Origin of the sequence: Paenibacillus favisporus (assembly GCF_040545415.1) — a bacterium.
GTDB lineage: Bacteria > Bacillota > Bacilli > Paenibacillales > Paenibacillaceae > Paenibacillus_AQ > Paenibacillus_AQ favisporus.
On the sequence record NZ_JBEPLV010000005.1, the window covers coordinates 458,708 to 480,847 of the forward strand.

The 22,140-nt window shown below is 50.9% G+C and carries 16 protein-coding genes; all 16 read left to right on the forward strand.

Features of this window, described 5'->3' with window-relative positions:
- The first annotated feature begins 228 nt into the window (after window positions 1–228).
- The 16 genes from spoIID (at window position 229) to ABID47_RS23490 (ending at window position 22,059) form a co-directional block, all read left to right on the forward strand.
- Window positions 229–1,563: a stage II sporulation protein D gene (gene spoIID / locus ABID47_RS23415; protein WP_354500268.1), complete on the forward strand. Its 1,335-nt coding sequence runs from the start codon at window positions 229–231 to the stop codon at window positions 1,561–1,563.
- Between the two features lie 69 nt (window positions 1,564–1,632).
- Window positions 1,633–2,388: a peptidoglycan DD-metalloendopeptidase family protein gene (locus ABID47_RS23420; protein WP_192716699.1), complete on the forward strand. Its 756-nt coding sequence runs from the start codon at window positions 1,633–1,635 to the stop codon at window positions 2,386–2,388.
- 236 nt (window positions 2,389–2,624) lie between these two features.
- On the forward strand, window positions 2,625–2,912 hold the full coding sequence (spoIIID, locus tag ABID47_RS23425; protein WP_089549722.1) for a sporulation transcriptional regulator SpoIIID: 288 nt from the start codon (window positions 2,625–2,627) through the stop codon (window positions 2,910–2,912).
- Window positions 2,913–3,144: 232 nt separating this feature from the next.
- On the forward strand, window positions 3,145–4,143 hold the full coding sequence (mreB, locus tag ABID47_RS23430) for a rod shape-determining protein (RefSeq protein ID WP_163882780.1): 999 nt from the start codon (window positions 3,145–3,147) through the stop codon (window positions 4,141–4,143).
- 195 nt (window positions 4,144–4,338) lie between these two features.
- Window positions 4,339–5,220, forward strand: a complete 882-nt coding sequence (locus ABID47_RS23435; protein ID WP_354500271.1) for a flagellar hook-basal body protein — start codon at window positions 4,339–4,341, stop codon at window positions 5,218–5,220.
- A gap of 30 nt (window positions 5,221–5,250) precedes the next feature.
- Window positions 5,251–6,075, forward strand: coding sequence for a flagellar hook-basal body protein (locus ABID47_RS23440; RefSeq protein WP_354500273.1), 825 nt, complete (start codon window positions 5,251–5,253; stop codon window positions 6,073–6,075).
- A gap of 10 nt (window positions 6,076–6,085) precedes the next feature.
- Window positions 6,086–6,304 (forward strand): DNA-directed RNA polymerase subunit beta, encoded by a 219-nt coding sequence (locus ABID47_RS23445; protein ID WP_076174647.1) that lies wholly within the window; start codon window positions 6,086–6,088, stop codon window positions 6,302–6,304.
- Window positions 6,305–6,590: 286 nt separating this feature from the next.
- On the forward strand, window positions 6,591–7,028 hold the full coding sequence (fabZ, locus tag ABID47_RS23450) for a 3-hydroxyacyl-ACP dehydratase FabZ (RefSeq protein WP_076174644.1): 438 nt from the start codon (window positions 6,591–6,593) through the stop codon (window positions 7,026–7,028).
- Between the two features lie 37 nt (window positions 7,029–7,065).
- Window positions 7,066–8,787 carry a phospho-sugar mutase gene (locus tag ABID47_RS23455; protein ID WP_354500276.1) on the forward strand — a complete coding sequence of 574 codons (1,722 nt, stop codon included), beginning with the start codon at window positions 7,066–7,068 and terminating at the stop codon, window positions 8,785–8,787.
- 86 nt (window positions 8,788–8,873) lie between these two features.
- Entirely contained in the window at window positions 8,874–10,892 is a 2,019-nt protein-coding gene (locus tag ABID47_RS23460; RefSeq protein WP_354500278.1) for a DUF5693 family protein, read from the forward strand.
- A complete protein-coding gene (gene csaB / locus ABID47_RS23465) occupies window positions 10,865–11,995 on the forward strand; it encodes a polysaccharide pyruvyl transferase CsaB (RefSeq protein WP_354500280.1) in 1,131 nt (376 codons plus the stop codon). The genes ABID47_RS23460 and csaB overlap by 28 nt, the downstream gene beginning before the upstream one ends.
- A gap of 19 nt (window positions 11,996–12,014) precedes the next feature.
- Window positions 12,015–12,779: a WecB/TagA/CpsF family glycosyltransferase gene (locus tag ABID47_RS23470; RefSeq protein ID WP_354500282.1), complete on the forward strand. Its 765-nt coding sequence runs from the start codon at window positions 12,015–12,017 to the stop codon at window positions 12,777–12,779.
- Window positions 12,780–12,892: 113 nt separating this feature from the next.
- Window positions 12,893–14,014, forward strand: coding sequence for a glycosyltransferase family 4 protein (locus ABID47_RS23475; protein ID WP_354500284.1), 1,122 nt, complete (start codon window positions 12,893–12,895; stop codon window positions 14,012–14,014).
- A 270-nt stretch (window positions 14,015–14,284) separates the two neighbouring features.
- The gene (locus ABID47_RS23480) at window positions 14,285–18,130 is read left to right on the forward strand and encodes an S-layer homology domain-containing protein (protein WP_354500286.1); all 3,846 of its coding nucleotides are present in this window, start codon (window positions 14,285–14,287) and stop codon (window positions 18,128–18,130) included.
- Between the two features lie 139 nt (window positions 18,131–18,269).
- Window positions 18,270–18,611, forward strand: coding sequence for a hypothetical protein (locus ABID47_RS23485; RefSeq protein ID WP_145139561.1), 342 nt, complete (start codon window positions 18,270–18,272; stop codon window positions 18,609–18,611).
- 454 nt (window positions 18,612–19,065) lie between these two features.
- Window positions 19,066–22,059: an S-layer homology domain-containing protein gene (locus tag ABID47_RS23490; protein ID WP_354500289.1), complete on the forward strand. Its 2,994-nt coding sequence runs from the start codon at window positions 19,066–19,068 to the stop codon at window positions 22,057–22,059.
- Window positions 22,060–22,140 lie beyond the last annotated feature (81 nt).

Sequence of the window (22,140 nt, forward strand, 5' to 3'; positions counted from 1 at the left end):
GTTCTCTTAAGGAATGGAAGGTTCTCTCTGCTTGGAAGGCACAATCTCTGTTTCTCTTAAAAAGGGTTCTATCACTCTCAAGCCTCTCATATGTATGAATATCGGATGTGAACGGTGAAGACGGGAGCGGACGATAGCGCCGCGTCCCATCGATATCTGCCCGCCGCGCAGCCGGTATCCGGAAGGTCTAGTAACGAAGACGAAGCATGGACGGAGGTTTGAGAGAATATGAAGGATCCACGCACACAATTAAAAATTCCCGTCGCTCCCAGAAGCGAAGCGCTCACGCCGGATGATCCGAGAAGCACGGCCCCCCAGCCGGGCAGGCCGCAGCTGACGCTGCTGCCCGGCCATGCTGCGCAGCCGCCAGAGGCTGCAGCGCCGGCGAGGCCGGAGCGCCAAGGCACGCTCCGGCCCGAAGCCCCGGGCGCGCCTGGCGGCGCCCGGCACACCCCAGGGCGGCGCCCATGGACGCCGCCGCCAAGCCGCGGCCCGGCCAAAGGGCCGCGCCGCCCGGGCAGCGCCCGCAAGGTGCCCCCAGCCGCCCTGTGGGGGGCGGGCGGGGTGCTCGCACTAGCGCTGCTGCTGCCCACGCTGGTGGTGGTGTCGACGAACCACCACCCCGCACCGGTGCCCGCGCCCATTCCGGCGCCGGCACCGGCCAAGCCTGCCGCGCCGCAGGCGGAGGCGCAGCTGCCGAACGTGTCCGTCTATCTGACGAAGACGGGACAAGTGGAAGTGCTGCCGATGGAAGACTACGTCACCGGCGTGCTGGCGGCCGAGATGCCGGCGGACTTTGAGCTTGAGGCGCTCAAAGCGCAGGCGATTGCGGCCCGCACCTTTATCGTCCGCCGCCTGGTGGACGGCGACATGAGCGGCGTGCCGGACCGCAAGGCCATGGTGACCGATACGGTCAGCCACCAGGCGTATATCTCCAAAGAAGTATTGGAGAAGGAATGGAAGGCGCAGGGGAAATCCGCGGAGCTGGCCAAGCTGCAGCGGGCGGTGCAGGAAACTCGCAATACGATCATGACCTATAAAGGCAAGCCGATTACGGCATCCTTTTTCTCTACCAGCAACGGGTATACCGAAAATTCGGAAGATTATTGGAAGGATGACATCCCGTACCTCCGCAGCGTAGCGAGTCCATGGGACAAAGAGCTGGCACCGGGGTACAAGGAAACGGTCACGATCAGCCGGAAAGATTTTATCACCAAGCTCGGTTTGGCCGGACAGGCTATCACAGTATCGACAGGTCAGCCTTTCATTCAAGTCTTGTCTACGACGGAGGGCCACCGGATTAAAGAGATTTCCATCGGGGGTCATGTGTTCAGCGGCCGGGAAGTGAGAGAGAAGCTGAACCTGCGGTCCAGCGAGTTTACTTGGAAGACCTCGGGGGCCGACATCCAGATCACCACGTACGGATACGGGCATGGCGTCGGGATGAGCCAGTGGGGCGCGGACGGGATGGCCAAGGAAGGCTCCACCGCCACGCAAATTCTCAAACACTACTATACGGGCATCGACTTTACGCAAGCTTCAAAACTTCTCTCTAAAGATTGAAAAAATAATATAAAGAGATACGTATAAAAGATTCCGCCCCGGTAACAATGTTACTGAGGTGATAAACATATGAATGAACAAAACAAAAGTAGTCAAAACCACGGCGAAGCTCCTAAAAAAGTGCAAGGAGAGCCTGTAAATCAGCCTTCTTCGTGGAAAAAGCTGTTGTCTAAACGGTGGGTATACCCGGCAGCTTACGTGGCCGCAGCAGCAATTATACTAACCTTAGTGTGGGTCTACCAGGATACCAGCCAGAAGAACCTTACCCAAGACCCCGCTAAAGTAACGGAGCAATCTACTACCGCTTCGGATGCTGCAGCCGGCAAAGACTCTGCCACAGACGCCAAGGACAATGCTGTTGAAGTAACCGCCAATGCCGAAGGTATGGTATGGCCGGTGGCGAATGCCAAAGACGTTAAAGTCGTGAAGCCGTTCTATGATGAAAATGGTACCGAAGAAAATCATCAAGCCGCGATGGTTCAGTACGATGACACGTTCACTCCGAACGTCGGTGTCGACCTGGCCCGCGCAGATGACCAAGCGTTTGATGTCAAGGCCGCTCTCGGCGGAAAAGTCACTCGCGTCGATTTGAACCCGCCGCTGACGGGAACCGTGATCGAGATTACCCATGACAACAATCTCAAGACGGTCTACCAAAGCCTCTCGGACGCCAAAGTTAAACTGGGCGACACCGTGAAGCAGGGCGATACGATCGGCACCGCCGGACGCAGCGAAATCGAGAAGGAACTGGGCAACCACGTACACTTCGAAGTGTACGACAATGGAACTCCGGTCAATCCGGAAACCGTTCTTCCGAAGCAATAACCGAAAGCGTGAATAAAAAATAAGCCTAAAGGCAGGGACAATCCCTGCCTTTTTGTGTGCAAACCCTTGTGAATGGCGGGAAAGGGCTCTTGGCAGCCCCCTCGATTTGCGGGGTTATTTTGCGCTGCCCGTAAAATAAATGGGCCTTGCGGAGCTTGTCAGGCTTGGAAAGCGCGAATATATAGGCACGCCCCTCATATAATGTACCAAACTATCCACAGTAGGGAGGCGGGAGCGTGCACGATTACATCAAAGAACGGACCATTAAAATTGGTCGTTGTATCGTGGAAACGAGACACACGGTCCGAACCATTGCCAAGGAATTTGGCGTATCGAAGAGCACAGTGCATAAGGATTTGACCGAACGTTTGCCGGAAATCAATCCCGATCTGGCTGATCAGGTTAAGCACATTCTTGAATACCACAAATCGATCCGTCATCTCCGGGGAGGCGAAGCGACCAAGATTAAGTATAAAAAGACCAGCGGGAAAAAACGGGAAGCCGTTGCTTCCGCCAAAGCCTGACCATCTGGGCTTCCGGGCCCGGTTCATATGATCTTGCGGCAGGGCACACCTGTGCCCATTGTATCCCTCCCCTGAAGTATGATATGTTAAAAGATGGTATAAGGTCGACAAATGTGATCCCTTTTTCCCAAAAATACATAACTTCCTGCCACATCCTGTCGAAATGGGACTTCGATAAGCGGTAACAGGGACTCTTTTACCATAAAATAATACTTTGGGGGCTCTTTTCATGATGTTTAGCAAGGATATTGGAATTGATCTTGGCACAGCCAACGTGCTGATTCATGTCAAAGGGAGGGGGGTTGTACTTAACGAGCCTTCCGTCGTGACGATCGAAAGCGACACCAAAAGAGTCCTTGCCGTCGGGGAAGAAGCCCGGAGAATGGTTGGCCGCACGCCTGGCAATATCGTGGCGATTCGTCCGCTGCGCGACGGGGTCATTGCGGATTTTGCGATTACGGAAGCGATGTTGAAGTACTTCATCAGCAGTGTGGGAGGACGCAGCTGGAGCAGCCGGCCGCGGATTCTGATCTGCGCGCCTACGAATATTACCTCTGTTGAACAGAAGGCCATCCGGGAAGCCGCCGAGCGAAGCGGAGCTAAGGATGTATTTCTGGAAGAAGAACCGAAAGCCGCAGCCATTGGCGCGGGTATGGATATTTATCAGCCAAGCGGCAATATGGTCGTCGATATCGGCGGCGGAACGACGGATGTAGCCGTCCTGTCCATGGGCGACGTCGTTACCGCCTCTTCTATTAAAATGGCGGGGGACAAGTTCGACGAGGCCATCGTGAAATATATTAAAAATAAGTACAAGCTCCTGATCGGTGAACGCACCTCGGAGGATATCAAGATCAAGGTAGGCACCGTCCGTCCGGGCGGACGCCAGGATGAGATCGATATCCGCGGGCGCGATATGGTCAGCGGACTGCCGCTTACCGTGACGGTCTCTTCGAACGAAGTTCAGGAAGCACTGTGGGAGCCGGTCTCGATGATCGTGGCCGCTGCCAAGTCGGTGCTGGAACGGACGCCTCCCGAGCTGTCCGCCGACATTATCGACCGCGGCGTCATTCTCACCGGCGGTGGCGCTTTGCTTGACGGATTGGACGAGCTGCTCGCCGAAGAGCTGCACGTGCCGGTATTAATCGCGGAAGACCCGATGCACTGTGTCGTGAAAGGCACGGGACTCATGCTCGATCACTTGGACAAGGTGTCCAAGAAAGCATTCTAATAACTTATGGCCGGCCCCTGAGCCGGCTGCGGCAAAACCCTAAAAAAACCCAGGCCTATGTCCGATATATGTACTATGGATCGCGGGCTCTGAGGAGCCCGTTCATATAAATCAGCGATGTATTCTATATATATGAAGATAAAATTTTTATTACCCAACGAACAAGCACATGAAACAGGGAGGGACCCCATCTCAATGCTGAGAGGACTTTACACCGCCGCTGCCGGCATGATGACGCAGCAGAGCCGCCACGATACCGACGTCCAAAATATTGCCAACATCAACACCCCTGGGTACAAGCAGGTCAACAGCGTTGCCCGTTCTTTCCCCGAGGTGCTGATTTCGATGATCGGCGGGGGAGCGGAGAACCCGAACCCGCAGCTCGGCAAGCTGAACACGGGCGTTTTTGCCGAAGAGAGCTTGTCCATGTACCAGCAGGGTGTCATCACAGAGAGCGAGAAGCCAACCGACTTTGCGCTGGTGTCTGATATTGAAGTCACCGATCCGGCGACAGGCCAGAACATTCCGTTCGACCAATCCGGCAAGTATGTTGACCCGGACGGCAATGTGACCTACAAGCCTGAGGCGTATTTTACCGTCCGCAATGCGGATGGGGGAATCGGGTATACGAAAGACGGCAGCTTCAAGGTGACTCCGGACGGTTTGCTGCTGACTTCGGCCGGGTACCAGGTATTGGATGCCAATAATCGGCCCATTCGGTTGACAGGCTCGGTGGACAGCCTTAAAGTGAACGAGCAGGGGTTTATTTTGAATCCCGCAACGGGTGCGCCCGGAACACGGCTAGGTATTGCCGTCGTGGGGCAGCCCGGCCAGATGGTGCGTACGGGTGACGGATTGTTCAAGGTGGATGATACCGCAGCTGCCGGTGTCCGCGCGTTGGGTAACGCCGACCGCGTAGAAGTGCGGCAGCATTATTTGGAGCAGTCCAACGTGGATTCCTCCGCGGCGGTCGTAGACATGAACACGGCGCTTCGGGCCTACGAGGCCAATCAGAAGGTCGTGCAATTTTATGATAAAAGTTTGGACAAGGCTGTCAACGAGGTCGGCAAGGTATAGGATGCTACGGACTAGGGAGGGTGCACGTAAATGAATAACTCCATGATCAGCGCGATGGTATCCATGAATGCGCTGCAGCGGAAGCTGGACGTTATCGCGGATAACATCGCCAACATCGATACGGACGGATACAAGCGGAAGGATAGCTCCTTCGAGGACGTGCTGACGACGGTCACGCAGCAGCCGGACGGCTTCAAGCAGAACGGACGGGTGTCCCCGCTTGGATACAATAACGGTTTTGGCATGCGGATGACGGAAATCACCCGGGATATGCAGCAGGGACCGCTGAATCAGACGGGGAATCCGCTGGATCTCGCCATTGAAGGCACTGGTCTGTTTGCGGTTGAAGCGAACGGACGCACGGCCTACACCCGGGAAGGCGCCTTCCATTTTGTGCCCGATCCCGACCCTGCCAAGCAGAATAACATGGTGCTGGTCAACAATCAGGGTTACTTCGTTCTTGATACGAACGGCAGACAAATCTCCGTCGCCAACAATGCCAAGGTGGCCGTCGATCAGGACGGACAGGTCATTGTTAAGAATGCGGCGGGGACAAGCGCCGTGGCTACCATTCAGCTGGCATCGCCGGTCCGCCCCGATGCGCTGGTGCAGATGGACGGCAACCTGTTTGTTATTCCCGGCAACCTGACGAAAGCTCAGGTGTTCGGCAACGCCCCTTATACCGCAGCCGCCTCCGGGACAACCATCCGTTCGGGATATCTGGAACAGTCGAATGTCGATTATGCGCAAGAAATAACGGAAATGATGCAGGCGCAGCGCGCTTATCAGCTATCCGCCCGGGCACTGACATCCAGCGACACGATGATGAATCTGGCGAACAATATCCGTGGATAGGAGTTCTGCAATGAGTGAGAAAACCCAAGCAGCTGGCAAAGCGAAACCGGCCGTGCGGAAGACGGCAAGATGGAGAATCGTCATCCGCTGGATGATTCCGCTGTTTTTGCTGCTCGCTCTGGTTGGCGGGATGACCTTCGGTTATGTCTTTATCGGCAAACAGAGCCTGTCCGACGTGTTTCAATGGAAGACTTGGCAGCATGTGATCGATTTGGTATTTGCGCCCTGACGGGGCGTCTAACCGCTGACTTTTGACAGAAAACTCCTTCCATTCGGGAGTTTTCTTTTTTTGCTCGGAAAATGTATAATGATGGGGGACTTGCGAAACCCGTACAAAAGGGCCTCCCCCGTGCCGTTCATCAGGATCGGCATACCGGAGAAAGGCCCCTTATCTGAACCTTCACTTCTGCAGAGGGTGAAGGATAGTTTAGTTTTTTCCGAAATCTATGGATTTTATGCAGTATAACCCTTGAAAGTTGCGGTGATTCGCCTATTTTGAAAGGAGTTTGAGAGACGTGCTTAACGTGAAAGAAATTCAGGAGATCATCCCGCACCGGCCTCCGTTTTTGCTGGTGGACCGCATCATCGAGATGGAAGTCGGCAAGCGCGCGGTCGGGATCAAGAACGTTACCATTAATGAGCCTTTCTTCATCGGCCACTTTCCAGAATATCCGGTTATGCCAGGCGTGCTGATCACCGAAGCACTGGCGCAGGTTGGGGCAGCCGCTATTTTGAAGGAAGAGAGCAACCGGGGTAAAATCGGCTTTCTGGCCGGTCTCGACAACTTCCGCTTCCGTGGACAAGTGGTACCCGGCGATACGCTTCGCCTTGAGGTGGAAATTACCCGCCTGAAGGGAAGCATCGGAAAGGGACACGCCGTAGCCAAGGTCGACGATAAAGTCGTCGCAGAAGGCGACATCATGTTTGCCCTGTCCGACCCCGCACAATCTTAAGTACCCATCATTCTTATTATGGAAAGGAGAAGCAGTAATGACACAACAACTCAGCACTCAAGCAAGTGAGAATGTCAAGCAATGGCTTCAAGATCCTTCTATAGATGAAGAAACGAAACGGGAGCTCGAAGGGCTGTCCGATCAGCCGCTGGAGCTGGAAGACCGTTTTTACAAAGATTTGGAGTTTGGCACAGGCGGCCTCCGCGGCGTGATCGGTGCAGGAAGCAACCGTATCAACCGGTATACCGTCGGCAAGGCGACGCAAGGATTTGCACGCTACATACTGGAGCAGCACGGTTCGGCTGAGGGCACGCCTTCAGTCGTGATCGCCCACGATTCCCGCCACTTCTCGCCGGAGTTTGCGCTGGAGGCTGCTCTGGTGCTTGCAGGCAACGGCATCACAGCCAAGCTGTTCCCATCCCTGCGCCCGACGCCGCAGCTGTCGTTCAGCGTACGCCATTTGGGAGCGACCGGCGGCATCGTCATTACGGCGAGCCATAACCCGCCGGAGTATAACGGGTACAAGGTGTACAACACCGAGGGCGGACAACTCGTGCCAGACGAAGCGGAGAAGGTCATCTCGTACATCCAGCAGGTCGATTCCTTTGCTGCGGTCAAGCGGCTGGATCAGCAGGAAGCGGAAGCGAAGGGGCTGCTCGTGTGGCTTGACCAAGAGGATGACGATGCGTTTATCCGCACCGTAGCCGATGTCAGCGTTAACCGTGAGGCGATTGCTTCGACGCTTGGCAAAGATTTTAAAATCGTCTACACGCCGCTTCATGGGACAGGAAATATTCCGGTCCGCCGCGTGCTGGAGGAAGTCGGCTTTACGAACGTGCATATCGTAGCGGAGCAGGAGCAGCCGGACGCCGAATTTTCCACCGTGAAGTCTCCGAACCCAGAAGAGCGCGAAGCGTTCACGCTGGCCATGAAGGTAGGGCAGGATATCGGTGCTGATTTGCTGATTGGAACCGACCCGGATGCCGACCGCATGGGTGCGGTGGTGAAGAACCAGGCAGGAGAATTCGTCGTATTGTCCGGCAACCAGTCCGGGGCACTCATGATTTATTATTTGCTCAGCCAATTAAAAGAAGCCGGCAAGCTGCCAAACAACGGGGCGGTCATCAAAACGATTGTGACCAGCGAGATGGGAGCGACGATCGCGGAGCATTTTGGGGCGGAAGTGTTCAACACGCTGACTGGCTTTAAATACATCGGGGAGAAAATGACCCAGTTCGAGAAGACCGGCTCCCATACGTATCTGTTCGGATACGAGGAGAGCTACGGATACCTCGCTGGCAACTATGCCCGCGATAAAGACGCGGTATTGGCCTCGCTGCTCATCTGTGAAGCGGGTGCCTACTACAAGGCTCAAGGCAAGACGCTGTACGAAGTGCTGCAGGAGCTGTATGAGCAGTTCGGCTACTTCCAGGAGAAACTGGAGTCCCGCACGCTGAAAGGCAAGGACGGCCTGGCCCAAATCCAGGCGAAAATGTCCGATTGGCGCAGCAACCCGCCGCAGACGGTGGCAGGACAAGCCGTCACGCAGGTGCTGGATTATTCGAAAGGCTTGGACGGCCTGCCGAAGGAAAACGTGCTGAAATATATGCTGGAAGACGGTTCATGGTTCTGCCTGCGTCCATCGGGGACAGAGCCGAAGATCAAGGTATACTTTGCCGTGAGAGGCGATTCTCTGGATGATGCGAATGCGCGTATTCAGAAATTGTCGGATGAAGTGATGGCAAGGGTGGACGCCTAACATTTAAGAAATGGATATTCCGGGAGGCCGCGTGTTCGAAGAAGAACGCTGCGGATTCCCGGAGTTATTATGAGGAGGTACTTTTGGTGCATCAGAAATGGCAGCGTTGGAACACGGCATCCCGCAAATGGCTGTGGATTCTCGTCGTGCTGGGCATAATCGCCGCAATTCCGGTGATTTATGACCGCTACCGGACGGAGTCATCTTCCAATAACGTAGAGTTGGTGTATAACTATCGCGGACTGGTGGAGACGGCTTCGTATCAAGCCCATCCGGAGGAATACCTTCAGCAGCAGCTGGATCAGCTGAAGGCGGCGGGCGTGACGAGCATGGCGATGTTCGAGAGTACGCTGGACGATTTTAAAAAATCCCGCCGCATCATGATGTTTAATGCGGGGGACGTCGCCTCGATGACGAAGAGCGTCATCCCGACCAACGATAACTATACCTATATTCTGTTTACTAACGAAGAGAATGCTGGACGCTTGTCTCCCCTGATCGAAGACACCTTTACGGGGATCGGCATCGGCGTCAAGCCATGGGAATTCAACGGGCAGAAGGGCCTGATTCTGGAAACTTCCCCGGAGGATGCCGTGCTCAAGCCAATGCAGCCAGATCCGATTGCATTCGAAATGCTGCGCAGCAAAGGATTCAACATCGTGCCACGGATGTCCGACAGCCTTCCTTACAACCAGGAAGCGATGGACAAGCTGCTGGCCTACTATCAGGCAAACGGCGTCAAACGCGTATTGTTTGAGGGCGATTCCGTTAAAGGCTTCAATGACAATGAGGACATGAACAGCTTGCAGGGCTTTGCCAACCTGCTGAACCAATACGGGATCGGCATTGCGGCGATCGAGAACTTGAAGCAGCCGCAGAAGGGGCTGTCCAAGCTGGCTTACGATACGGATTACAACGTAGCCCGTCTGTACTCTCTAAGCGACCGTGATGCTGCGGCGCTGAGCCCGGAGACGATTGCCGACCGGTTTGCGCTGGCGACAAAGGACCGGAACATCCGGATGCTGTATATCAACGTCGCTCCATCCCGCAACATGACCAAAGCAACGATTACCGATTCGGTGGAAAACATCGTGAAAACCCTGCAGGAGCCGGGAAATGCGATCAAGCAGATGGAGAACAACGGCTTTAAGATGGGACAAGCGGGAGCATTCCATATTTATGATTCGGCGGGACAGCGTTATTTCAAAATGGTTGTCGTGCTCGGTGGGGTTGCCTTCGTCGCGCTCCTCGTTTCTTACTTTATCCCGGCGCTTACCCTAATTGCGTTTGTGCTTGGGTTAATCGGCAGCGCAGGACTGTATGTTCTCAAGCCGACGCTGTTTGAACAGGCGCTGGCTCTGCTTGTGGCGATCAGCGCACCTACGATTGCCGTGCTGCTGGCAGTGAGAAAGCTGAACGAGATGAACGCGGCCAACGCCGGGCTTACGTCTGGACGCCGGTTGGCTCATGCGGTCGTGACTTATATCAAGACGGCGATTATTTCGATGAGTGCGATTCCTTTTGTCATCGCGCTGCTGAACAACATTACGTACAGCCTGGTGCTGAATCAGTTCCGCGGCGTCAGCCTGCTGCATTTGGCCCCAATCGGTCTCATCGCGATTTATGTCGTGCTGTACCGCGGCGGCAAACCGCTGCAGCAAATCGGTAAATTATTCCGCACCCCGATTACGCTGACCTGGGTAGTGGCAGCAGGGGTCATTGGTGTGTTAGGCTTATATTATCTGAGCCGCACCGGCAACGGGGGAAGCGTCAGCTCGATCGAAATGACGTTACGCACGGTTCTGGAAAACACGTTCCACGTTCGTCCTCGGAACAAGGAGCTCGTTGCTCACGCGCTGTTCTTAATGGGCATCTTCGTGTCGCTTAGATACCGTAACGTCGTTTACTTGATGATCTTTGCGGTTATCGGCCAGCTGTCGATGGTGGATACGTTCGCGCATATCCACTCGCCGATGAAAATTTCGTTCGTTCGTGACCTGCTCGGTCTGGGTCTCGGATTTATCTTTGGCCTGATCGCCATTGGCGTATGGCAAGTACTGGAAGGGTGTTGGAAACGATGGGTACCACGTCTCAGAAGACCGTAGTCATCTCCGGATACTACGGGTTCCGGAACAGCGGGGATGAGGCGGTGCTCCAATCGATCTTAACCGCTCTGGAGGAGCGGGGGAAGGCAGCCGGCGTTCTGATTCGGCCGGTGGTCCTCTCCATCGATCCTGAGTGGACCAAGGCCACCTACGGTGTAGACGCGGTACACCGGATGAAGTTGGGCGAAGTAAGACAGGCGCTGAAGGAAAGCTCGGGCCTGATCAGCGGCGGCGGCAGCCTGCTGCAGGATGCCACCAGCTCCAAGACGATCCCTTATTATCTCGGGGTGATCAAGCTGGCCCAGTGGCTGAAAAAGCCGGTCTTTATCTACTCTCAAGGGATTGGGCCCGTCAACCGGAAGCTGTTTCACCCGTTCATCAAAAGCGTATTTAACCAATGTGAATATATATCGGTTCGGGATCAAGAATCGGCACACCTGCTGGAGCGCATGGGGCTGGGCTGGAACCGGGTTCAGGTCGTGCCTGACCCGGTGATGGGCCTGACGACTGGCGGCAAGAAGCCGGAATCGCTGCAGCAGGACGCCGAACGTCCGCTGCCGGTAATCGGCATCTCCGTCCGCTATTGGGATCCGGAGCGCCGGGAGCTGCAGGCGATGGCCGACGGGCTAAGCAAGCTGTGCCAGGAGCAGGCCGTGCACCTGCGTTTCCTGCCGTTCCATCTGCCGGACGATGTGAAAGCGTCGCAGGAAATCATCGACCGGATGGGCGATGTATCCGCAAACGGCAGCGTCGTGTCGGTGTCCCATGATGCGGTACACCCGCAGGAGATGCTGGCCGAGGTTGGCCGCTGTGACGTCGTTATCGGCATGAGGCTGCACAGCCTCATCTATGCCGCGAATCAGCTGGTGCCGATGATCGGCGTGTCCTATGATCCGAAGATCGATAACTTTTTGAAGCGGCTGGATCTGAAGCCTGTAGGGACAAGCGCTTCGCTGGCGCCTGAGGCGCTGAAGAACGAGGTGTCCCGCCTGCTAAGCGAGAACAGCCTCTGGCAGGAGGCGAACCGCGAGCGTATCGCGGTGCTGAAGGAAGAGGCGCAGGCTCCGGCGCAGCATATTATTGATTTTTTGCAGCAGCAATAAAGGATAAGGTGATTATAGCGTGAACCAACCAAGCCAAGTGCCCACGGTGCCGATTTTCGGCATCCCGGTGAGCCGATGGGGCATGACCGATACCGTTCAATATTTAACCGGACTCATCCAGTCGGGTGAGCGCCGGCCGCATCAGATCATTACCGCCAATCCCATTATGGTGATGACGGCCCTTCAGGACCCTGCTTACATGGAGGTCATGAGGGGAGCCGATCTGCTCGTCCCGGACGGGACGGGAGTGGTATGGGCGGCGGATAAAGCCGGATCGCCCGTGAAGGAACGCGTTGCAGGTTTTGACCTCCTACATGAATTGATGAAGGTCGGAGAAGACTATCACTGGAAAGTGTATTTGCTCGGATCGACGTCTGAAGTGATTCAGGCGACGGCGGAGCGGTTACATTTGCAGTATCCGGGGGTTCAAATCTCGGGATTTCGTGATGGCTACTTTTCCCAAGAGCAGGACGCCGATGTGATCGCGGCGATCCGCGAAGCGGAGCCGGACATTCTGTTCGTGGCACGCGCCGTAGATACGCAAGAGCCTTGGATCGCGCGTTATAAGGAGCAGCTCGGCGTACCGGTCATGATGGGCGTCGGCGGAAGCTTTGACGTCATTTCCGGCAAGTCCAAGCGGGCTCCCGAGCTGTTCCAGCAGCTGCGGGCGGAGTGGTTATACCGCCTGTTAAAGGAACCGACGCGAGCCAAAAGAATGCTTGCGCTGCCGAAATTCGTAGTGAAAGTGCTGCGGGATAAAGAAAACCTGACAAAACCCAGATAAAAAGATGAAATCGTCTTGAATAACCCGATATTTTGCGAAAAAACGGGATTGGTTTTATTTTTCGATCAGAGTATAATTCAATCCGGTAGAACAATTGGGGGTTGAACAATCACATGTTAATGCTAGCCATCATCGGATGTATCGTGTCGCTCATCCTGGCACTGATCCTGACGCCGCTCGTCAAGAAGCTGGCGGTGAAGATCGGAGCCGTGGACGTACCGAATGCCCGAAAAGTGCATACGCGAATTATGCCCCGGCTTGGCGGTTTAGCCATATATCTTGCTTTTATACTAGCCATGTTCGCAGTGCTTCCGTTTGTCGCTGAACATTTCTCCATGCGGGATTCGAACTTTATTAAGGCATTCCTGCTAGGCGGAACGCTGATCGTGTTGATCGGCGCACTCGACGACCGCTTCGAACTGTCGGCCAAGGTGAAGCTGCTCGGACAGATCATTGCTGCGTGCGTGGTCGTGTTCGGATTCGATATCAAAGTGGACTTTGTAAATATTCCTTTTGCTGATAACTATTCTTCGCTGGAAAACTGGATTTCCATTCCGCTGACCATCATTTGGATTATCGGCGTGACAAACGCCATTAACCTCATCGACGGTCTCGACGGCTTGGCAGCCGGCGTATCCGGCATCGCGATCGGCACCATCCTCGTGATGTCCCTGCTGATGGGCAACATGATGGTCGCTATGCTGTGTCTCTTGCTTCTCGGTGCCATCGTCGGATTCCTGTACTTCAATTTCCACCCGGCCAAGATTTTCATGGGGGATACGGGATCGCTGTTCCTAGGCTTCTGTCTGGCGATGCTCTCCTTGCTTGGATTCAAGCAGATCGCGATTATCTCGTTCATCACCCCGCTGATCATCATCGGCGTGCCGCTGTCGGATACGTTCTTTGCAATCGTCCGCCGCTGGATGCAGAAGAAACCGATCTTCGCCCCGGACAAGGGCCACCTGCATCACTGTCTTCGCGAAATCGGCTTCAGCCACCGCCAGTCGGTGCTGATCGTGTACGGTATCGCCGCGTTCTTCGGTGTACTGGCGGTCATCCAGTCCTCGGCGGCGATGTATGAAGCGAACTGGGTCACGTTCGTCGTAATCTGCGTCATGATGTTCTTCCTGCAAATCGGCGCAGAGATCATCGGCCTCGTCGGCAAGACGAAGCGGCCGATCCTGAATCTGATCGCAAGGCTGCGGATGAAGGTTAGTGAGAACCGTCATAATTAGGGTAAGATAAGAAGCGTTGTGCAATTATATATTAATAGTAGAAAGCACTCTTTAGAGGAGCTGATTAGCAGTCACTGCTGACCAAGCCCAATTCTAAAGGGTGCTTTTTCGTTTGCAAAAAACAGGAAAAAAATCCACGGATTGAAGGGGCTTTTTTCTGATTCTTATTCAAAATGAGGCCGGGTGGACCGATAAAGTAAGTAACATGAAGAAAAAGGAGAGATACGTTCCATGCAGCGAATGAAGAAATCATTCATATGGATGATTTTAATGGCATTAGTCGTTTCGATGGTACCTGGCTTCACACCTGCGGCTTCGGCTGCGGATGCGCCGACCAGCTTCTTTACCCCGGATATCAGCGGAATCCGGAATACGGTTGTACTGACGCAAGAAACCGGTACGAACCAAATTACTCGTGAAAAACTGTATCATGTTACCGATGCACAGTTGACGGTGACCGGTACATTTACCAAAGTATCCAGCTCCACCTTGGGAGTAACGGTACAACAGTTGAACAAAGAAGGTGACAACTGGGTAGGCAGCACGACTCACGTTACCCCAGGGGTCATTCAACCGGATGTTGAACGTCCGGATAACCGTTTTAAAGCGACATTGACCCTGTATCCAGGCGTCAACAAATTGACATTTTCCGGTTCTCAAGGACTGAATGAACGGTCCGAGACATTTTATGTCCTCTTTGATACCGTTCCTTATGTGGAACAGCTTCAAGTTCTGGGCGGCGCGGAAAAGCTCAACCTGAACGAGGGCGCTCAAATCGTTGTTCCGATTCAGCAAATCACCCTGCAAGGCAAAGCACAAAACGCAACGAAAGTGACGATTTCTGCTAACGGCGGAGCTGCGCTTGCCACGACCTTGCTCCAGGATGGAACTTTCTACACACCTCAGCTTCAGCTTAATGCCGGTCTGAATGACCTCAAGCTGGTTGTTCAGAACGCCTCGGATTCCTTAACATTTAGTTATCAGCTTCTCTATTATGATGAGAAAAATCCGATCGTCTCGATGTATCTCGCCGACTCTAAAGAAAACGGACAGGATCTCTTAACCGGGACGCCTACGTTTACTGAGGACTCAGATCAGGCTAAGCTTTATGTTCAAATGCTGATTCAAGATAATGGTAAGCCATTTGAAGGCAATGCTAATCTTCTGATGGATGATCAGCCTGCTCAAGGCGTTGAATATTTAAAGGACGTCAAGCTGGAATCCTCGCAAATTAAAGCCACCAAGGGATCTGAAACTTTGATTCCTTCCGTTTCGCAGAATACGCCGTCCTACCGATTGGTTACTTTTATGGTAGACCCGGTTGCCTTCAATAAGGATACGAACGGAAAGATTCTTCCAATGCAGACTCACAACCTGTCCATTACTTATGGAACGAAGCGGATCGATAAGCGGTTTGATTTTCAATATATGCAGGGCCAAACCGTCATTACCGATATCAAATATTTGACGGGATACACGGGAACAGGAACGATTCCTCCGGGCGAGCCATTGAATGGCGCGAAGGTAGACGCAAGTGATTTTTATATCATGGTAACGACCAACAGCGCTCCAGCCGATCCGAAGGATTTGGCTGCACAATACCTGCCGCTCGGTACGAAGAGTATTGCGGTTGACTATATCCAAACCATGCCTGACAGTACGACGCAATTTATTTACAAAATTAGCGGGTTCCAGAATGGTAACCAAACCGTTCGGTTTAATTTCAAAAATTCTAGTGCCTATAAGGACGTAACGATTTCGTTTGCATCCAAAAGCTATATCTATGTCTCCAACTTGACGGACGGACAGTCCTATACAATGGATTCCAATAAAACGTCGACATTTAAAATCGAAGGTCAGTATATCGACTTTGATTTGGACAGCCCGTATTTTACGGCTGAGATGTATATCAACGGTCTTAAGGTGAAATCCACAACCGAGACGACACAAAAGGATTGGCTTGACAGTAATGGTAAGTTCACTCAGTCGCTTAATGTTTCGGCTTCAACGGGTCCGTTAGTATTCGGTGAAAACCGCCTCGTCCTGACCGGTACGACTAAGGATGAGAAGGGGCAAACCCGTGAAGTGAAGAAGGAAATTCGCTTCTATATTGTGGACCAGAATGTATCGACGGTTACGAACTTCCAGCCAGCTTCTGTTAAGAAGCGTCCGACGTTCCCTCCGCGGGATTTAGCGTCGAGCGAAGCTATATTAAAGGAACTCTTTAATCTCACGACTGATTTCGTGTACAACAACAATCAATATAAAACCAGCTTGAAAAATTATGATCTGGTTTTTAGAGGTACCGGAGCGGTTAAAGCTAACCTGAAATTGGGCAGCCAGAACATTTTGTCGGTTGATATTCCGGTCAATAATACCGACCCTGAAACCGTGACTTACGCGGACCCGAACAAACGCTACAATTATAACTTTGCCGGTAATCGCAAAGATTTTGTGATGCGGGTTCAGGACTTTGTATCTGACATGCCGGGTACGTATGTCTATACGCTGGAGCTAATCAATGAAACAGGCGCCAAAACAAGCCAGAAACTTGAACTCGTTCGCGAAGAGAGCGCCTATCGCATCATTTCCCCGCAGCCGACGGTTGGCGGCAAATATGTCGTGACAAAGAACTTCGTTCATTTCGACATTGAAGCTGAGGGAGCAACAGCGGTTACGATCGGTAAAGAAAATGCTGTGAAGCGCGCCGATCTGGGTCCAAACCGCTTTGTTCTGGATTACGTGGGGCTGTCCCAGGATAAATCCAACAAGATTAAAATTACGATTACCCGCGGCAGTGTCAGCAATACGGATACGATTGAAATTTTCTACACAGGAACAGTAGCGGTAGACGCGGAATATATGGCTCCGAAAGTAGCCAATAAATATACCGTATTTAATAAAAAACTGGTTTTGAACTTCCCTAAAGGAACAGTCATGCAGAGTACGGATATCCGGGGAATTAAGAAGTACTATCCGGAAACGAAGCTGCTTTTCGGCATCGCCGATCCGGTAACGGGGATCGTTGAACACCGCAATGATTACGGCAACGTCATCGGCTTCCCGGGCACAGGTGAAGATAGCGGCGCACCAAGCTGGTCGATTCCGGACGAGTATTTCCTCCGGTTCGGATCGCCATCCAACACGAGCAATTTCAGTCGTGTATCTGATGTATATTGGATCAGCGGCGGTCTTGGAGAAACAACATCGCCTTCTATTGCAGCAACCAATGGATTGGTGCCATACTCTCCGAATGGATTGTTCGGTGACCCGACGATCCCGGCAGAACGTAAAATCACACCGTCACAGCGCGGAACCTTAACGCTTGGCTTTAACCCGAACGTGGTGGATGATGCAGGCTACACGGTCACGGTATTCCGGTATACAGACAAGCGTGAGTGGGAAAACATCGGTGGGGAAGTAGACTCCAAAGCACATACGGTCACGGTTCCTTTTGACGAGTTTGGCTACTACATGGTCATGAAGATGAGCCGGAGCTACTCCGATATTACGAACCATCAGTGGGCGCGGAACGTATTGAACGCTCTGTATTCCAAAGGTTTCATGAACAGTCTTCGGTTTGAGCAATTCGGAGCCGATGACCAAACTTCTAGAGGTGAATTTGCTACTTTGCTGGTGAAGGGACTCAATCTGCCTCTGAACTATGATAACAACAATACATTTACCGACCTGGTGCCAACTGCCAAGTTTACGACCTGGGATTATGCCCATATTGAAACAGCTGCCCGTGCGGGCATCGTATCCGGGTTATCCGACGGCATTTTTGCCCCGGATCAACCACTGACGCGTGAGCAGGCAGCAGTGATGATTGCCAGAGCGTTGAAACTTAAACTGGCTGTAACCGATCAAAAGCTGAAGGATGCGATGGCCAAACAGTTCCTGGATTCCGGCAAAATCGATCCATATGCCCTGGCTTCCATTCAAGCGGTGGTGAAGGCTGGCATTATGTCCGGTTCGCCAGTGACGCAGCCAGGCCAGAAGAAGCCGCAGTACAACTTCAATCCGAAATCAAATATGACCCGTGCCGAAGCTGGCAAGATTGCGGTAGAACTGCTGAAGAAAGGTACTAAGGTATTCCCTAAGAACCTGAGTTAAGAGCATTGTTAGAGGAGTTACAGAAGGAGACCCCCAAAATTTGGGGGTCTCCTCCTAATTTCATATCTTTGTAATTTGTCGGAAATTAGGATACAATGGCGTAGAACAATATTTTACTTTAGAGGGTGAAGGCAATCTTATGAAACCGATCTATTCCAAGGCGCAGCTGGATTATTTGAAAGCAAAAACCAAATTTGAGAATAAAGCTAATATTTTAGAGAAGAAAATCGAAACAACTCGCAAAACAAGAGAGATTACTCAAGAAGTAATGGAAGGCCTTGTGATGGAGACGGGCTTTCATGATGCTTATAACGAACTGGTCATTACCGAAAACGAACTCATTGAATGGTCTCATTCGACAATCAAGCACGAGAAAACATACCGTGAGAATAAACAACCCATTGAGCAAATGTACGAAAACCTCAATACTAGCCCGGAAATGCGCGCTCAGATCATTCAGCTTGCCATGAAAATTCGTTAATGTTTTGTAACTTTTGACTCATTTACAGCGACCAACAAGGTGCCGAACGGCGCCTTGTTTTTTTGTTTTCCTTGTTTCAAGCAAGTAAGAAAAGGTTAATGTCTTCCAGATATTTCTTGGACAAACAGGTCTTCTGACGTCTTTTATTCATGTACGGTAACAATTTTGAAATTTTTTTAAAAAAGGTGCAACTTTTTAGAAACACACGCGTCTAAGATGTAGAGTCAATTATGATGGGTGTTCAACCAACATTCACCACAGCAAGAAAGATGTCTATTTTTTAGAAAAATTATCTTTACGCTGTGAATGGCCCATTGTATAATACTTAGGTAGGATTAGGAATCTACTCTTTTTTTTGCCGCTTTTATAAAATAGTTTACCAGTTTCTGTGATATCGTCACAGACATCATTTATATGAACCATGCTCAACTCGGGAAAGGGGGTGCACTGGCTAATGAGTAACACGAGCTACCCATTTAAAGAAAACTCTAATGTGATGAATGTTCAAGGAGGAGAAAAAAAGGTTATGAAGAAAATTTTGACAGTCGCTCTGTCTACAGCAATGGCATTCTCCATGTTTGCATCTGTAGCATTCGGTGATACTGCAGTAACTCCGCAACAAAAATTCGACGCTCTGGCAGCTAAAGGTATTTTTAACGGCTACCCAGACGGATCTGCTCATCTTGAAAAAGAAATGACTCGCGCTGAGTTCGCGAAAGTCATTACTAAGCTTCTTGGACTTAAAGAAGTAACTGGAACTCTTTCTTACAAAGATAAAGGTTACGACGCCAAGAACTGGGCAGTACCTTACATCGAAGCAGTAACAGCTGCTGGTATCATGCAAGGTCAAGACAACGTGAAGAAAATCTTCAACTACAACGGAAAAGTAACCATCCAAGAAATGGCGACTGTTCTGACTCGTGCGCTGAAACTTGAAATCCCTGCAAACCCTAACAACAACGCAGCTGACTGGGCTAAAGGATATGTTCAAGCAGCAATCGACAAAGGCCTAATCTCTAAAGATGCTAACTTCAAAGCAAACGCTAGCCGCTCCCAACTGGTTGAAGCTGCATACGCAATCGACCAAGCGACTAACATCACTTTTACTTACAAAGTAGTTGACCCAAGCAACGTTGAGTTCACACTTTCTACTGGTGAAGTAGTAAAGGTTAAACTTGACAAACCGCTTGAAGCCAACAAGGAAACTGAAGTGAAATTCAAGGACGCAGCTGGTAACGAATACACAGCTAAAGTAACTTGGGTATCCACTGCAGCAACTAAAGTTTCCTCTGTTTCGGCAGCTAGCTTGAAACAAGTGGTAGTTAAATTTGACGGAACTGTAGACGAAGCTTCTGCAGAAAACGTAAATAACTACACACTGGGAACTGCTGCATTTGAAAGTGCTACACTTTCCGATGACAAAACTACAGTAACATTGTTGATTGCTGAAAACTCTTCGGCACTGACTAACCAAAAACAAACTACATTGAAAGTAAACAACGTTAAAACAGGAGACGGTACAAAAACGATCTCTCAAAACGTTGACTTTACACCAATCGATGTAGCTGTTCCAGAAGTTGCTCAAGTGACTGGTCTCGGAACAAAAGCCTTCAAAGTTAAATTCAGCGAGCCGGTTAAGGCTTCGACTGTAAATGCAACTTCTTTCCGCATTGATGGAAACGTAATTGCGGCTTCTGTGAAGTATGTATATCCTGATACAGCTATCGTAACAACTTCTTTGGCTGTCGGCGACCACACGCTTCGCGTAAGTGGAGTTCAGGACTACTCGGGCCTGCAAATCGTTCCTGTTGAAAACAAATTCACTGTAGCTGAAGACACTGCAGCTCCTACGGTAGTTTCTGTTAAATCTAACGACTTGAAAGAAGTAACTGTCGAATTTAACGAAACGATCAAGAGCGTAAGCAGCGCGTATGCTAACGTATCTTCCAACACAGCTACAATTTCCAAAATCAGCGATAACAAAGTCACTCTGACTTTTGCTAATCCATTGAACTACACTGAAAACACGCTGCACCTCGCTGGTGTTACCGACTACAGTGATAACTCTGGAAACGTTGATACTACTGTAACTCCGACATTGGACACAGTACGTCCAACAGTAGTAAGCAGCAACTTCTACAAAGATGGTGCTAACTACTACGTGGAACTGCAGTTTAGCAAATCGCTGAAAGCTTCTTCCGCTACAGATTCTAATAACTATGTTCTGAAGAAGTCTAATGGAGATGTAGCAAACGTATCTAGTGTTGATTCTAACGGACACCCAGTAATTAAGCCTGCATACACAGAAAGTACAAAAACGGTTAAAATTAATCTTGGCAGCAGCTTGAGTTCTACTGAAACTTACACTTTGACAGCATCCGGTATTGCCGACACAGCTTATGTAAGTAATGTTCTGCTCCCTTACACTGCAACATTGACTCCAAACACAGTTCAAAACGGAAACATTTCTCGTGTATGGGCTGATGTAGCAAGTGGTAAGCCGAACTTTATTTACCTTCAATTCAATAAGACTTTGGCAACTACAGGTAACGGAAGCGCGCTTGATGCGGCTAAATACAGTGTTAAATTGCCTAACGGTAACACTTACCAAATCACTAAAGACAACAACGACATCGATCTGATCAGCACAAATACAGTTCGTATTGCAGTAACTAATGTTCCTTCCGATGCTTCTTGGAATGGAGAAGTATTCGTGAATGCGAGCTATGTAGCTGATGCTGATGGTAACTACTTCAACAATGGCTCTTACACTGTCACTGGTAAGCTTGGATCTTCACAAGTAACTGTAACTGGTGACGTTTATGCAACAAGCACAAGTCAAGTAAAAGTTAACTTTACAGCTGCTTTGTCTAACGTTAACTTGGGCGACTTTAAATTGACAAATGGTGCAGTTCCAACTTCTTATACTTTGAGCGGTGATAAAACTACACTTACCCTGAACTTTGAAAGTGGTACACTGCAACCAAATGTATCTGGAGTAACACTTAGCATTACTAATCCATCTACACAAGATGCTTATGGTAATACTATTGTAGCTACTACTAAACCAGTAGAGGATGGAATTGCTCCAAGTGCAACTGGCGTTGCATGGACTAAAGCTGGTAAGATTTATACTGCTACAATCACAGCTAATGAGAATCTGACTATTACTGACAACGCTAGCCTTGACTACATCAATAAATTGTTTACATTTAGCATTGATGGAACAGATGCTAAAGTAACAAAAGTTGCAAAAGGCACAGAAACAAATCAAATCGTTATCACAGCTGAAGCACAAAATAAAGGTGATATCGGTAACGATGCATTCGTATCTATCAAACTTGATGGAACGAAAAACAGCGCCGTTAATGCAATCACAGACGGTAAAGACAATGCATTGAATGCATTCAGCTATGCAACGACGAACAATAATATTGCTGCTGAGTAATATTACAACAACTTGATTTGAATCAATATCCAAAAGGTCTCCCATGGAATTCCATGGGGGACTTTTTACTAAGAATTCACA